Raw genomic sequence first — 14,590 nt, 5'->3', positions numbered from 1 at the left:
ATAATGATCCGATACTGTTTTCCTTTTAACGGTGGAAATTTCCGTTGAAGCCTACTTCTTATTAAAGGTTCGGTTCACAGCTCAAAGGCTACTTCCATACATCTATCATGAAGATTTACACCATCCATCTTCTCTCTAGGCTTTAAGAGTGTATGTACTCCTCCTTATCAATGCCAATTTAATTATTAAATTAAAGTTATTATATGATGTCGTTTGAATATTGTCAATATTCATTCTATAAAATATATTGTTTCTGATTAATTCTTATTATCACGATAAATTGAATTTATAACAATTACAACATAATACGTTATTATTTTAACATATAAGATACTAACATTTACCATGTTATAATTAAATTATTTTAAACTATAAGAATTTATAAATATTATTAATCAAGAATTTTTGATAAAATTCTTGAATTATAAGCATAGTAGGATATAATATGATTGGATACTTTAGAAAAAAATATTTAGTGAAACAAATAAAAAGGAGTACGGTATGAGAAAAGTTTATAAAAATCCAAAAGAATTAGCAACTTGTTTAAAGGATTTAGTGGACCTATATTTAGATGGGCTTATGACATATGAAAAGCTAGAGGAAAAACTACTAATTCTGGTTGATGCTAATGAAACTGAAGTTTATAAGCATGGTAAAATATCTTCAAAAATATCTAACATAATAGGTAGTTCAAGAGAAGACATTATCAGTAAAATAGTAGAAGACAGGAAGTAATCTGTGGAAATAGTTTATGTAGGAACATAATCCTTCTATAATTTATATGTATATTTTTAATATAATTAAAATTCTAACTGCTCTACCTATTTAGGTAGAGCTTATTTTTTTTACCTAGCTATTTAATAAAAAAGAAATTTTAAATTTAAGAAATTTCATTTATAATATATACCTATAAATATAAAAGAAAAATTTATAACCCTTGAAATTTCAACTTTTCTTTAATATTCAAAGGAACTTTTTATTTTAAAAAGTAATTTATAATATAACGGAAAAAACTGTAGAACTTTGCAGTGTTAAGTAAAAAATTACATATTAGATTATTAAAATCAAAAACCGTATTAATAATGGTGAAGTGAAATGCAATAAAAATCACAATATTTTTTATTATTGTAATGTTCAGAATACTTTTATAAACTATATATGCGATAAAAATTTAACAATATTTGTAGGGGGGAAAAAAATGAATACACCATTTAACTATAGTAAAGTAGATGAGATATTAAAAAATAATGAGTACAAATCTAGTAATATTATTGCCATATTGCAGGATATTCAAGAAGTATATAGGTACTTACCTAAGGAGATATTTCCATATCTATCAGAAAAACTTGTGATAAGCAAAGCAAAAATATATAGTGTAGCTACCTTCTATGAAAATTTTTCTTTAGAACCTAAAGGAAAATATATAATAAAAATTTGTGATGGAACAGCTTGTCATGTAAGAAAATCTATTCCAATATTAGATAAGCTAAGAAAGGAATTAAAACTTTCAGAAGTTAAAGTAACAACGGATGATTTACTATTTACAGTAGAAACTGTTTCATGCCTTGGAGCTTGTGGTTTAGCACCAGTTATAACTGTGAATGAGAAAGTATATCCTGCTATGAATCCAGATAAAGCTGTAGAGCTTTTAAATACTCTTAAGGAGGATAAATAACATGCTACTTAATAGAGCTGATTTAATTAATATTAGAAATATATATAAAAATAGTCTTGAAAAACAAAATATAAAAATTCTTATCTGTGCTGGTACGGGCTGTGTTGCAGGTGGATCTTTAGACATTTATCATATGTTTGTAAAATTAATGGAAGAAAAGGGAATAAATTGTGACATTAGCCTTGAAAAAGAACCTCATGATGAATCAGTAGGAATTAAAAAAAGTGGATGTCATGGTTTTTGTGAAATGGGACCTCTTGTAAGAATTGAACCATGGGGATATTTATACATAAAAGTAAAACCTGAGGACTGTGAAGAGATTTTAGATAAAACTATACTTAATGGACAGTGCGTCGAAAGGCTTTCATATAGAAAAAATGGAGAAATATACAAATCTCAAGAAGAGATACCTTTTTATAAAAGGCAAACTAGACTTGCCCTTGAACATTGTGGTCACATCGATGCAACCTCAATAGAAGAGTACATTGCTATTGGTGGATATTATGCTCTTGAAAAGGCTCTATTTGTTATGAGTGCTGATGATGTTATTAAGGAAATAGAAGAATCAAGCCTAAGAGGCCGTGGTGGTGGTGGATTTTCTACTGGTCGTAAGTGGTCTCAAGTAAAACGTCAAAATGCAGATATGAAATATGTTGTGTGTAATGGTGATGAGGGTGATCCAGGAGCATTTATGGATAGAAGTATAATGGAGGGAGATCCTCACAGAGTACTTGAAGGAATGATGATTGCTGCTATAGCTTGTGGAGCGCAGGAGGGATACATTTATGTTCGTGCTGAGTATCCACTCGCAGTTAGTAGATTAGAAAATGCTATTAAGCAAGCAAAAGAATATGGACTTCTAGGAAATAATATTCTAGGTACAGATTTTAGTTTTAACATTAAGATAAATAAAGGAGCAGGTGCTTTTGTATGTGGAGAAGGTAGTGCTCTTACTGCATCCATTGAAGGAAAAAGAGGAATGCCAAGAGTAAAACCACCGAGGACTGTTGAACAAGGTCTTTTTGCTAAACCAACAGTACTTAATAATGTTGAAACTTTTGCTAATGTACCTTCAATTATTTCTAGGGGAGTACAGTGGTATAGAGGCATCGGAACTGAAAAGAGTCCTGGAACAAAAGCCTTTGCAATAACCGGAAATATTGAAAATACAGGACTTATTGAGGTGCCTATGGGTACAACTTTAAGGGAAGTAATATTTGATATAGGTGGAGGCATGAGAGGAGGTACAGATTTTAAAGCTGTACAGATAGGTGGACCATCTGGAGGATGTCTTACAGCGGCTCAGCTTGATTTACCACTAGATTTTGACTCTCTAAAAAAAGCAGGTGCTATGATAGGTTCTGGTGGACTTGTAGTTATGGATGAGAATACATGTATGGTTGAAGTTGCAAGATTTTTCATGAATTTCACTCAAAATGAATCCTGTGGTAAATGTGTACCTTGTCGTGAAGGTACTAAGAGGATGTTAGAGATTCTAGAGGGTATTGTAGCTGGACAAGGTACTATTGATGATATAGATATGCTTCTTGAACTTGCAGATACTATATCATCCACAGCATTATGTGGACTTGGAAAGACTGCAGCCTTCCCAGTGGTGAGTACTATTAAGAATTTTAGAAGTGAATTTGAAGAGCATATACTTGATAAAAAATGTAAGTCGAAAACCTGTCAAAAACTTAAGAGGATATATATTGAAGAGGAACTTTGCAAGGGCTGTTCAAAATGCTCAAGAATTTGTCCTGTAGGAGCGATCTCTGGTAAGGTCAAAGAACCATTTAAAATTGATGAAGATAAATGTATTAAGTGCGGTGCTTGTATTGAAGCTTGTACTTTCAAAGCTATAAAGGAGGATTAGTAGAATGAATGGACAGTTTATGGTTATAGACAATATTCCAGTAGAAATAAATGGAGAAAAAAACATTCTCGAGTTGATTAGAAAAGTTGGTATAGAATTACCCACCTTTTGTTACTATTCAGAGCTTTCCGTTTATGGTGCTTGCCGTATGTGTATGGTAGAAAATAAATGGGGAGAGATTGAAGCGGCTTGCTCTACTCCTCCTAAAGCCGGCATGGAAGTATATACAAATACACCAAGGCTAAGAAGATATAGAAAAATGATTCTTGAATTATTACTTTCAAATCACTGTAGAGATTGTACTACCTGTGAAAAAAATGGTTACTGTAAACTACAAGAGCTAGCACAAAGATTTGGAATAAAAGATATAAGATTTAACAACACTGCTGAAAGTGGAGAATTAGATAAATCCTCTGTATGCATAGTTAGAGATAAAAGTAAGTGTATTTTATGCGGTGATTGTGTAAGAATGTGTGATGAAGTACAGAACATTGGAGCTATAGACTTTTCTAAGAGAGGTTCTGAAATGTGTGTAAGTACAGCCTTTGATGAACCTATAGCGGAATCAAATTGCGTGGGATGTGGACAATGTGCAGCTGTATGTCCTACTGGAGCCATTGTGGTTAAGGATGATACTTCTAAACTTTGGAAAGAACTTAGTGATAAAAATACAAAAGTAGTAGTTCAAATAGCTCCTGCTGTAAGAGTAGGTATAAGTAAGGAGTTAGGACAAAAAGATGGGGAAAATGTGATGGGAAAAATAGTAGCATCACTTAGAAAAATGGGATTTGATGAAGTCTTTGATACAACTACAGGAGCAGATTTAACAGTTTTGGAGGAAACAGGAGAATTCCTTTCTAGACTTAATAAAAATGAGAAACTGCCACTATTTACATCTTGCTGTCCTGCATGGGTAAGCTATGCTGAAAATACTTATCCAGAGTTAGTTGATAATATATCAACTTGTAGATCTCCTATGCAAATGTTTGCTTCTGTATTAAAGGAACATTATAGTCATTCTAATAAAAAAATTGTAGTAGTTGGAATTATGCCTTGTACTGCGAAAAAAGCTGAGGCACAGAGGGATGAATTTAAAGAAGATGGGATACCTTATGTGGACTATGTAATCACAACTCAAGAGCTTATCCAAATGATAAGGGAATCAGGAATCATATTCTCAGAGGTAGAACCTGAGGGAGTTGATATGCCTTTTGGAGTTAACAGCGGTGCAGGAGTTATCTTTGGAGTAACAGGAGGAGTAACAGAAGCTGTTATACGTAGGGTGCTAGATGATAAATCTACATCTACACTTCGTGCTCTTGCTTTTAATGGAGTAAGAGGAATGGAAGGAATTAAAGAAACTAACATTAATGTGGATGGGCGTGAAATAAAAATAGCTGTAGCAAGCGGACTAAAGAATGCAGATAATCTTGTACAAAGAATAAAATCAGGAGAAGCTCATTATGACTTTATTGAAGTTATGGCGTGTCCAGGCGGATGTATTTCTGGTGCAGGACAACCATTTACTAAGCTTGAAGGAAAATTAAAACGTGGTGCTGGGTTATACGAAGCAGATAGAATGAGTAATATAAAACGTTCAGAAGAAAATCCAGTAATTATGTCATTATATTCAGGTCTTCTAAAAGGTAAAGTTCATAAGCTTTTACATGTAGACTATAAAAGGAAGGAGTAATTTTTGTGATAAATTTAAGCGTTTGCATAGGAAGTGCATGTCATGTTAGAGGTTCATACAATGTAATCAATATCTTTCAACAAATTATTGAAGAATATAAGCTTTCAGATAAAGTTGAACTAAAAGCAGTTTTTTGTTTAGGGCATTGTACGGATGCAGTGTCTGTGAAGATAGATGATGGTGAAGTATACAGTGTTTCAGGAACAACTGCAAGGCAGTTTTTTGAATCACAAGTATTACCTAAAATAGCAGTATAAAATTGAGCTTAGCAATAGTTGAGATTTTCTAAGAAGTTGAAAATATTCCCCATAGATGTTATAATGAGTTGACATATTATGCGAATATTCTGAAACGAAATCAATTATTAGAAAATGTGAGGATTTGCTATGAGTATTATTCAGTTTAAAAAAGCGAACTGTAAAAATTGCTATAAGTGTATAAGACAATGCGATTTAAAGGCAATAAAGTTTTCTGATGATCAAGCATATATCCTTGAGGATCAGTGTATACTATGTGGTAAATGCACATTAATATGTCCTCAAAATGCAAAACAAATTAAGAGTGATATTCCTTTAGTTAAGAGTTTTCTAAAAAGTGGAGCAAGGCTATTTGTGAGCCTTGCCCCTTCCTACGTGGGGGCTTTTCCAGGAGTAACATTTACACAGATGTCTACAGTGTTAAAAAAACTAGGATTTTCTAGGGTTGAAGAAACGGCTATAGGAGCCACGCAGGTTTCTAAGAAATATGGAGAGCTTCTTAAAGAGAAGAAAATGAAAAATATTATTACAACAGGTTGCCCTTCAACTGTCATGCTTGTGGAGAGATATTATCCTGAGCTTGTAAAATATTTAGCACCAGTGGTATCTCCAGCCATAGCTCATGGAAAAATGCTTAAAGAAATCTATGGAAAACGAAATAAGGTAATTTTTATAGGACCATGTATTTCTAAAAAATATGAAGCAAGCACTAGTAATAATCTTAATGCAGTATTGACCTTTGATGAGTTGAAAAGATGGATGGATGAGGATGGAATAATCATAGGGGAAGAAGATTTAGAAGCTGCTGAAATACATGCAACTTCAAGTAGATTATATCCTCTACCTGGGGAAATTATTAAGGCCGTACCTACTAAATTAAGAAGTAATTATAAAAGTATATCTGTTGATGGTATAGACAGATGTATACAAATCCTTAACTCATTAAGAGATCATAATATAGAAGGATATTTTATAGAGATGAATACTTGTGCAGGTTCATGTATAGAGGGTCCAGGTATGCACAATTTAAAAGTACCATTTTTAGTTTTTAAGGACCTACTATTTGAAAATAGCAATAAAAAAACTGTTACGCCAATTCCTATGACTGAAAACTTAGCGTTAGATTTATCAATAGATTACAATTACAAAAAAACTAGGCATAATGCACCTAGTGAAGAAACCATAAGAAATATTTTAGTAAGTATAGGAAAATTTAGTGAAGAACATATGTTAAACTGCGGAACTTGCGGGTACTCTACTTGTAGAGAAAAAGCCATAGCTGTATACCAGGGTAAAGCTGATTTAAAAATGTGTTTACCATATATGCGTGAAAAGGCAGAGTCCATGTCTAATATTATTTTGGAAAACACACCCAATGCAATTTTTATGGCTGATAAGAATTTCAATATATTAGAGTACAATAAAGCAGCTGCAAATCTGTTTAAACTAATAGATAAAAATGTGGTTGGGCTTCCAATTGAGCTATTATTAAATTCAGAAGAATTTAATAATATAAAAATATCAGGTGAAGAACCCTATGATTTCTCATGTAAAAGTATAGATGAACAGGTTATTGTTAATTTGAATATAATAGCAGCACCTAAGGGCGATTATATAATAATTGCAAAAGATGTAACAAAGGAAGAAGAAAAAAATCAGGAAATTGAAAGAGTTAGGAAAGAGACTATAGAAACAGCACAAAGGGTTATAGCTAAACAAATAAGAGCTGCACAGGAAATTGCAAGTCTTTTGGGAGAAACCACAGGTGAAACCAAAGCTGTTTTAACTAAGCTAATAAAAATATAGTACAGGGTGAGTATTTATGAGTTTATTTTTTGAAACAAGTTATGGTAGCTTAAATAAAAAGGGTGAAGAGCTTTGTGGAGATATGGTGGAAATTATAAAAAATGGACATGATACTATAATGGTTCTTGCAGATGGTCTTGGAAGTGGAGTAAAAGCCAATATCCTTGCATCTTTTACCAGTAAAATGGTAGCAACCATGTTAGCGGAATCCACAGATATACGTGATGTTATAGAGACTGTGGCATCCACACTACCAGTGTGCAATGAAAGAGGTATTGCATATTGTAGTTTTAGTTTTATACATATAAATAAGTTAGGAGATGCTCATATTGTTGAGTTTGACAATCCAAATATTGTTATACTTAGAAATGGAAAATTCTATGAGTTTCCTAGAAAAGAACTTATTATTGCAGACAAGAAGATCAAGGAGGCACATATAAAGTTAAAGTCAGATGATATTTGTATTATGTTTAGTGATGGAGTAATTAATGCAGGAGTCGAAAAAATGTTAAGTTTAGGATGGCAACAAAAAAATGTGGTTAAATACTTGGAAAATGCATATAAAAAGAATAGTACTGCTTATTCAATGCAGAATTTATTGTTAGCGGCATGTAATAATCTTTATGGAGAGGAACCAGGAGATGATACCACAGTTGCAGTCTGTAGAATTAGAAAATCTGATAAGGCCTATGTTATGGTTGGGCCACCTATTAATCATGAAGATGATAAAAGAATTGTTGATGAACTGATGAATTTTAAGGGAACAAAAATTGTTTGTGGAGGAACAACTTCTCAAATAGTTAGTCGTATTTCTGGTAGTGAGCTTAAGGTATCATTGAATTATATCTCTCCAGATGTGCCCCCAGTGGCAGAGATGAAAGGTGTTGACCTTGTTACTGAAGGAGTGGTTACACTGAAAAAAACTCTTGAAATTATGAAGAAATATGAAAGAAGTGCAGTTGATAGACGTACTTATGAAAATCATCAAGGTGATGCTGCATCTTTATTAGCTCAATTTCTAATAAATAAATGTACAGGTGCAAAATTTATAGTAGGTAGAGCACTAAATCCTGCTCATCAAAATCCTAATTTTTCTATGGATTTGAGTATTAAACTTCAATTAGTTAATGAAATATCTGAATCTATGAAAAGACTGGGAAAAGAAGTTCAGGTTGAATATCATTAAAATGTAGTTATTTTAAGGAGTAGATTGGATGCCATATAAGACCATATCCATAAAGCTATTAGAACCAACTAAAACAAAAAGTAGAATTCTTGAAGATGCATTAGAAAGATATACTGAAGCATTTCATATAATTCTTAAAGAATTGGGTGAAATAAAATCTATAGATTCAAAGATCACAAAGAACTATATTCTAAAGCTTTTAAATAAAGATATAATGGATAAGGTGGATTTCTTAAATGTAGAACCTTTTAAGGATGCCTTGAGGATGGATGTAGCTATGACACTATCTACTTATTACAATAGAAAATCTATTTCTGCAAAAATAAGTTATCCTGTAATAAGAACCACTGATGATGACATTGAGAGTATACTAAATGGAGCAGATAACTTAAGTATGGTAAAGATTAATTCTATGTTTAATAAGTATGAGAAACATAGACCATTATTATTTAGTCGATTTGCTCACAATAGAGATTACACTTTACTTAAAGATATTGAAAGTAATAGATATTATGTAAAACTTTATCTGTTTAATCGTAATAATGCTGTAGAAAAAGTAGAAGAATACTATAGAATATTAAAATATCTTACATTTCCAGAGGAGTTCTTACAGAAAAATACCAAAAAAATAAGATATGAGCTTTTTCCATTATACATAGGTAAGTGGCAGGAACATCATTTAAACGAAATAGAAGCTGGAATAGCTATGCCTAAAAGTGCACAACTTATAAAAAGAGGAAGTGATTTTTATCTTAACTTGAGAATTTGGTATGAATCCCCTAAAAAAATAAGCTGTAATAAATTTTTAGGAGTAGTAAGAGGAATAAGTAAAGAGATGTTTTATGTAATATGCAATGACAGTGGTGAATTAGTTAAAAGTGGACCAATATCAGCTGTAAATGTGAATGGTAAGAATAAACTTCATGAATTGTCAAATACAGTTGTAAGGTTAGCTAAAGAAAATAGATGTGTTATAATTTTAGAGAATTTAGTAAATAAAAATGATAGGCTTAAACAAAGGGATTTTAATGTACCTATAAGTATTGGTGAATATAATCTATTTGCTGATTTTGTGTTATATAAATCTGAGTTTGAGGGTATTGGTAAACCAGTTAAAGTGAGTCCGAATTTGATTTTTTTTCGCTGTCCAATATGTGATACTGTGAAATTTATAAATCGTTTTGAGAAAGATAAATTCTTATGTATAGGTTGTGGTAATTCTCAAAAACTAGAATTGGTAGGAGCTAAAAATCTAGCAACAACATTAATTAGATATAAAGATAATAAAATACGAGTTTATTATAGAAGAGTTGAAGGACATATTACCTTTATATTAAAGCTCCTAAATATAGAATATAAATGTAGCGATGATGAATTTGCCACTGAGAAATTTTACATATTTTTAAAGAATTTCATTAATAACTCTACAAATACTTTTAATAAAAAAGAAATTAGTATTATTAAAAAACTTCAAGCTGAAGAGGATATAAAAGATTGTATAAGTTATACTGAAATCTCATGAATTGGAAAGGTGTAGCTACCGCACCCTGTACTACAAAATAGGAATAAACCTTTTTGTGGGCAAACATCTGCAGTGCAGAGTCTGTTATATACAGATTTAGGTAGCTATTAAATATAAGGCTGAAATGATTAGTTTCAGCCTTTTCTTATGGATTTAAAGTCTTGATGAATTAAAGGGTTTAATTACGGAAAAAATGTTGACAATATTTTGAATCTTGTGATATCATAAGATGAAGATATAAAATACATTTATATGGTACAAGAGGATAAATTATGTTTATAATGAATGTACCAGCTAAGATATCAGGACTCCGCTTCGAATAAAGACCATAAGTTTATAGGTGAAGCTTTATCCGGAGCTAGTGTCTTTTATATCACCGCTGGAAGATATAAAACAAAATAAATGTAAATAACATACTTATTTGAAAAGTTGAATTTTTGGTATGTTTATTAGTTGTATAAGATAATAATTAATGATTTTATATATGGGTATAAAATTTATTATTAGATTAGTTTTTTTGTTGTGTAAAAATTTCAGCGATAATATAAGGTTTTAAAATTATTTATTCCATTTTCCATAGGCATCTATAATAATTTATAGTAGGCTATTATGGTATAGCTATTATATAAGAATACTTATATTGTTAATTTAACATGTATTAAAATATGTCTAGTAATTTTTCTTATATAATATACTAAAATCATGGATATAAATATACTTAGCTTAAGAACTATTGCCACGGATAATAGCATCATTATCCGTGGCTTTTATTTTGAGGTAAGACTATATTGTGTATGTATGCAATAAATAATTATTTACTACTATTTATTTATTACAGACCTATTAATTCCTCACAAATTATAGACCATGGGTATAATACTTGTGGTCTTTTAGCGTATCAAAATTTAAATCATAATTAAGGAGGAATTAATAATGAGTTTATTATCATTAGAAAATATTTCAAAGGAGTATAGAAACCAAAAAGTATTAGATAATGTTAGTCTAAGAGTAGAAAAAGGTGAGAGAGTTGCTTTAGTTGGGCCAAATGGTGCTGGAAAAAGTACTTTAATTAAAATTGCATTAGGTATGGAAGAAGCTGATAAGGGAAATATAATTCTAGCAAAGGCAGCTAAAATAGCTTATTTATCTCAAGATATGATGGAATTAAGGGAACTAAATGGGGAAACTGCATTGCATTTGGAACAAATTATAAGATTGGAGGAGAAGCTTAAGATATTAGAAAAACAAATGGAGGATATATCCATTCAAATGGATTATGAAAAATATGATCAGGTTCTCAAGAAGTACTCAAATACCTTAAATGAATATGAAGCGATGGACGGATACGTTATAGAAAGTGTAATTACTAAAATTCTTTTAGGGCTAGGTCTTAAAAAAGAAGTGCTTTCAATTCCTATAAATAATTTAAGTGGTGGAGAAAAGATGAGAGTACTCTTTGCTAGAATGTTGATTAATGAACCGGATCTTATTATTTTAGATGAACCTACAAATCATCTAGATATAAAAGCCATTGAATGGTTAGAGAAATTTCTAAAGAAATTTAGTGGTGGTGTGCTCATGGTATCCCATGATAGGTACTTTCTAGATGAAGCTTCTACTAGAATTGCTGAACTTAATAATGGAACGCTATGTGAAAGAAGCTGTAGCTACTCTAAATTTGTTGAAGAAAAGAACAACATGAGAAATCATTATATATGGGATCAAAAAGGCTTAGAATTAGAAATTAAAAAAGAAAGAAAGGTCATAGAAGAACTTAAGTCTCATAGGAAAATCACTGCCTTTAAGAGTCGAGAAAAGCGGCTTAACTCACTTATAGAGCAAAAGAAAAAAACTCAAGAAAAATTTAAAAGTAGTAATCATTTAAATATGGATAATAAACCAAGAATCAGGTTTAATAATATAGATCATGTCAGTAAGGATATAGCTTGGGGAAAGAATTTAAATAAGTCTTTTGGAAATATAACTATTATTAAAGATGGTAATTTTCACATAGGTGGTGGTGAAAGAGTTGGAATCATAGGAGATAACGGTTGTGGTAAAACTACTCTTTTAAATATATTATTAGGAAATGATAAGGATTATGAGGGTGTGGCAACCCTAGGGAATTGGGTAAGATATTCATATTTAGGCCAGGATGTAGAATTTAAAAATGAAGAATTGACTATTCTAGAGGAAATTATGAGTATTAAAGAATTCACAGAAAAGGATGGAAGGCTTCATCTAAGTAAGTTTCAGTTTTATGGAGATGAAGTTAATAAACAGCTAAAAGTATTAAGTGGAGGAGAGAGAGTAAGGGTCTATTTAGCCGAAATACTTCTTTGTGAACCTCACTGCTTAATTATGGATGAACCCACAAATCACTTAGATCTAGCTGCTAGAGAGTCCATAGAATTAGCTCTTAGAGAGTATAAAGGAACGGTTATAGCAGTTTCTCATGATAGGTATTTTCTAAAAAATTCTATAGAAAAAATTATGGAAATATGTAATGGTAAAGTTAGTACTTTCTATGGTAACTATGACTTTTATAAGAGTGAAAAGAATAAAAATAGTGAAACTGTGGAGGAAGAAAAAAATGAGAAAGCAGTATCAAAAATAAATAAAAATTATTCTATAAATAAAAACAACACTATGGTTACAGCTAGAGTTAAAGAAGAGAATTACAGAGAAATAGAAGAAAAAATAATTGAGTTAGAATACGAAATGCAAAAATTAGAAGATAATTTCAATGAAAAAACTAATTATGAATGTTATGAAAAATATGGAGATTTAAAAAGAAAAGTAGATAATCTCTATGAGAAACTGGTCTAATTTTTGTTATGGACAAAGATTTACTTTAAAGATGATTTACAGCAGTCCTCTCACGCTGATAATTTTAACTAATAAATATGCACTAAGTATGTGTTTCTAAAATAAAAACGTATAAAATTATAACTGTGATAAAAAGCTGATTCTCTGAAGAGTCAGCTTTTGTTTTGCGAAACATTACCAAAAGATTCTATTTTTATTTAACATATTTATACGAAACCTTAAGAGGATAAATGAAAAATATTTATATATATTTTAATATAAAAAATATATAATTATAATTTAATAATAAATTATAATTATGTATATTTTTTACAAAGGTAAATTATAAATTAATATTATAAATAGTAATTTTATTACAATGAAATTATTATTTAAATGTGAATTATACATAAATTAAAATAAAAGCAAATTATAATACATGTATTGACATATAATACTAATTAATGTAAAATCTGATTAATTAGTCAGTAAAAAAATAAAAGATTTTTTAAATATATTAAGGGGTGGCTATTTATGGAAGAAATAAAAAACTTAATTGAAAAGCTAGATAAGTTAAATTTTGAAAACATGCACAATAACGACTTCTTACTAACTTGGGAAAAGACAGATGATGAACTTCAGGCTGTATTTACTGTTGCTGACATACTCCGTAACATGAGAGAAAACAACATATCTACAAAAATATTTGATAGCGGATTAGGTATTTCCGTATTCCGTGATAATTCTACTAGGACAAGATTCAGTTTTGCCAGTGCTTGTAACTTACTAGGGTTAGAAGTGCAAGACCTTGATGAAGGAAAATCTCAAATTGCTCATGGTGAAACTGTTCGTGAAACAGCAAATATGATATCTTTCATGGCAGATGTAATTGGAATAAGAGATGATATGTTCATTGGAAAAGGTAATGCTTATATGAGAGAAGTTTCATCAGCAGTACAAGAAGGACATGTGGATGGAGTATTAGAACAACGTCCTACATTAGTTAACCTACAATGCGATATAGATCATCCAACGCAAAGCATGGCAGATTTACTACACCTTATACACCATTTTGGAGGAGCAGAAAATCTTAAAGGTAAAAAAGTTGCAATGACTTGGGCATACTCACCATCTTATGGAAAACCACTTTCAGTGCCCCAAGGTATTATTGGATTAATGACAAGAATGGGTATGGAAGTTGCTCTTGCTCATCCAGAAGGATACGACTTATTACCTGAGGTAGAAGAGATTGCAAAGGGGAACGTTGAGAAAAATGGTGGTAGTTTTACTAAAACCAACTCAATGAAGGAAGCATTTGAGAATGCAGACATAGTATATCCAAAGAGCTGGGCTCCATATGCAGCTATGGAAAAACGTACAGAACTATATGGAGAAGGCAAGTTTGATGAAATAAAGGCTTTAGAAAAAGAATTACTAGCAGAGAATGGGAAACATAAGGATTGGGAATGTACTGAGGAAATGATGAAGTTAACTAGGGATGGAAGTGCTCTTTATATGCACTGTTTACCAGCTGATATCACTGGTGTAAGTTGTGAACAAGGTGAGGTTGAGGCTAGTGTGTTTAACCGCTATCGTAAGCCATTATATCAAGAAGCAGGATTTAAACCATATATAATTGCAGCTATGATGTTCTTAAGTAAGATTAAAGATCCAGTAACTACATTTGAAAAACTTTTAGAAACTAATAAACCAAGATTTTCTGGAAAATAGTATTTAATATATATAACTAGGAGTGTCCCTCCATAA

10 protein-coding genes and 1 other annotated feature (1 of these 11 cut by a window edge) are annotated in these 14,590 nt (G+C 31.0%); all 10 genes read left to right on the top strand.

What is annotated here, in order from left to right:
• Positions 1-180, bottom strand: a binding site (T-box leader) (it extends 96 nt beyond the left edge of the window).
• 321 nt (positions 181-501) lie between these two features.
• Positions 502-735 (top strand): TIGR04540 family protein, encoded by a 234-nt coding sequence (locus ACI48Q_RS11085; protein WP_474919144.1) that lies wholly within the window; start codon positions 502-504, stop codon positions 733-735.
• A gap of 463 nt (positions 736-1,198) precedes the next feature.
• Positions 1,199-1,675 carry an NADH-quinone oxidoreductase subunit NuoE family protein gene (locus tag ACI48Q_RS11080; RefSeq protein ID WP_474919143.1) on the top strand — a complete coding sequence of 159 codons (477 nt, stop codon included), beginning with the start codon at positions 1,199-1,201 and terminating at the stop codon, positions 1,673-1,675.
• Position 1,676: 1 nt separating this feature from the next.
• On the top strand, positions 1,677-3,551 hold the full coding sequence (gene nuoF / locus ACI48Q_RS11075) for an NADH-quinone oxidoreductase subunit NuoF (protein ID WP_474919142.1): 1,875 nt from the start codon (positions 1,677-1,679) through the stop codon (positions 3,549-3,551).
• Positions 3,552-3,555: 4 nt separating this feature from the next.
• Entirely contained in the window at positions 3,556-5,244 is a 1,689-nt protein-coding gene (locus ACI48Q_RS11070) for a [FeFe] hydrogenase, group A (protein ID WP_474919141.1), read from the top strand.
• A gap of 5 nt (positions 5,245-5,249) precedes the next feature.
• Positions 5,250-5,501: a (2Fe-2S) ferredoxin domain-containing protein gene (locus ACI48Q_RS11065; protein WP_474919140.1), complete on the top strand. Its 252-nt coding sequence runs from the start codon at positions 5,250-5,252 to the stop codon at positions 5,499-5,501.
• 129 nt (positions 5,502-5,630) lie between these two features.
• A complete protein-coding gene (locus tag ACI48Q_RS11060) occupies positions 5,631-7,307 on the top strand; it encodes a [Fe-Fe] hydrogenase large subunit C-terminal domain-containing protein (protein ID WP_474919139.1) in 1,677 nt (558 codons plus the stop codon).
• 16 nt (positions 7,308-7,323) lie between these two features.
• Positions 7,324-8,493 carry a SpoIIE family protein phosphatase gene (locus ACI48Q_RS11055; RefSeq protein WP_474919138.1) on the top strand — a complete coding sequence of 390 codons (1,170 nt, stop codon included), beginning with the start codon at positions 7,324-7,326 and terminating at the stop codon, positions 8,491-8,493.
• 28 nt (positions 8,494-8,521) lie between these two features.
• Positions 8,522-10,015: a hypothetical protein gene (locus ACI48Q_RS11050; protein WP_474919137.1), complete on the top strand. Its 1,494-nt coding sequence runs from the start codon at positions 8,522-8,524 to the stop codon at positions 10,013-10,015.
• A 933-nt stretch (positions 10,016-10,948) separates the two neighbouring features.
• Positions 10,949-12,844, top strand: a complete 1,896-nt coding sequence (locus ACI48Q_RS11045) for an ABC-F family ATP-binding cassette domain-containing protein (RefSeq protein ID WP_474919136.1) — start codon at positions 10,949-10,951, stop codon at positions 12,842-12,844.
• Positions 12,845-13,357: 513 nt separating this feature from the next.
• Positions 13,358-14,554 (top strand): knotted carbamoyltransferase YgeW, encoded by a 1,197-nt coding sequence (gene ygeW / locus ACI48Q_RS11040; RefSeq protein WP_474919135.1) that lies wholly within the window; start codon positions 13,358-13,360, stop codon positions 14,552-14,554.
• The last annotated feature ends 36 nt before the right edge of the window (positions 14,555-14,590 follow it).

Source organism: Clostridium sp. LXY-7 (assembly GCF_056172015.1).
The sequence above is the reverse complement of the archived record's forward strand: the minus strand, read 5'-3'. Positions and strand labels throughout refer to the sequence as shown.